The following is a 1,640-nucleotide window of genomic DNA, read 5'->3' as shown; positions in this document are numbered from 1 at the left end:
CCTGACTTCCGCCATGATCGTGACTTGATCGCGTTGGTGGGTCGCTGACCTGTGGGTTCGCTGATCGAGGTCGCTGTTTTTGTGCACTAACCCGGGCCCTAGGCTGCGGGCTCGTGGCGTATGTGCGCACCGTGCGGACCGCGTCGGGCGCGACCGCAGTGCAGATCGTGTACTCGAACCGGCGCGGCTCGCGCACGATGGACCACATCGGGTCGGCGCACGACGAGGCCGAACTCGAGGCGCTCAAGGCGGTCGCGAACCAGCGGCTTGCGGCCGGGCAGGGCGAACTCGACCTCGGCCTGGACGTGGTCGGCTCGTCGGGTGCCCCGCTGCCGATCGTCGCCTCGCGGATGGGGCACCTGTGGGACGCGCTGTGCCGCGCCTACGACGCGGTCGGCCTGGCCACGGCGACCGGCGGCGACCCGGTGTTCCGTGCCCTGGTCCTGGCCCGGATCATCGAGCCGACCAGCAAGCGTGACACACCACGGGTCCTCGACGAGGTCGGCGCGGACCCCGTCGCCTACCGCACCATCGAGCGCCGCCTGTCGACCTACGCGACCGAGCCCTTCCGCCGTGGCCTGGCCGCGGCCTGCGCGGCGCACACCGGCCTGGGACCGGCGAGCCTGGTCCTCTACGACGTGACGACCCTCTACTTCGAGACGGACCAGGGCGACGGGTTCCGCGAGTCCGGCTACTCGAAGGAACGCCGCCTCGAACCCCAGATCACCGTCGGGCTGCTCACCGACGCGGCCGGCTTCCCGCTGATGATCGAGGCGTTCGAGGGCAACAAGGCCGAGACCACCACCATGCTCCCCGTCATCAAGGCGTTCATGGCCGCTCACCGGCTGCGCGACGTCACCGTCGTCGCCGACGCCGGCATGATCTCGGAGGCCAACCGCAAGGCGATCGAGGCCGAGGGCCTGTCGTTCATCCTCGGCATGAAGATCCCCGACATCCCCTATGCCGTCGTGGACTGGCGGCGCAAGCACCCCGGCGACGAGCCCGACGACGGGCAGATCTTCACTCAGCCCTGGCCCGCCGGCCCCACCGACCAGCGCCGCGACCAGGTCATCTACTACCAGTACAAGGCCGACCGGGCCCGGCGCACCCTACGCGGCATCGACGAACAGGTCGCCAAGGCCGAGAAGGCCGTCGCCGGGAAGACCCCGATCAAGCGCAACCGGTTCGTCCAGCTCACCGGCGCCGACAAGTCCGTCAACCGGACGCTGGAAGCCAAAGCCCGCGCCCTGGCCGGGTTCAAGGGCTACAGCACCAACATCGACAACCCGACCCCCGAGTTCGTCCTGCAGGCCTACAATCGCCTGCTCAACATCGAGAAATCCTTCAGGATGAGCAAGTCCGACCTCGCGGCCCGGCCGATCTACCACCACAAACGCGAGTCCATCGACGCGCACCTGACCATCGTGTTCGCCGCGCTCGCGGTCACCCGCCACGTCGAGGAACGCACCGGCTGGTCGATCCGCCGGTTCGTGCGCACCACCCGGCGCTACCGCACCATCCAGATCCGCGCCGGCGAGCAGATCCTCACCGCCGAGGACCCCCTCCCGACCGACCTGCGCACCGCGCTCGCACTGATCGTCTGACCGGGCAGTGCGCACTAATTTGGCGGAAGTCAGGCC

Annotated in this window: 1 protein-coding gene; it reads left to right on the top strand. The window is 69.2% G+C overall.

Annotated elements, in window-relative coordinates; genetic code table 11:
- Positions 1–113 precede the first annotated feature (113 nt).
- Positions 114–1,604 carry an IS1634 family transposase gene (locus I6A81_RS41100; protein ID WP_456319698.1) on the top strand — a complete coding sequence of 497 codons (1,491 nt, stop codon included), beginning with the start codon at positions 114–116 and terminating at the stop codon, positions 1,602–1,604.
- The last annotated feature ends 36 nt before the right edge of the window (positions 1,605–1,640 follow it).

Origin of the sequence: Frankia nepalensis (assembly GCF_016786325.1) — a bacterium.
Classification (GTDB): domain Bacteria; phylum Actinomycetota; class Actinomycetes; order Frankiales; family Frankiaceae; genus Pseudofrankia; species Pseudofrankia nepalensis.
This window is presented reverse-complemented; position numbering and strand designations above follow the sequence as displayed.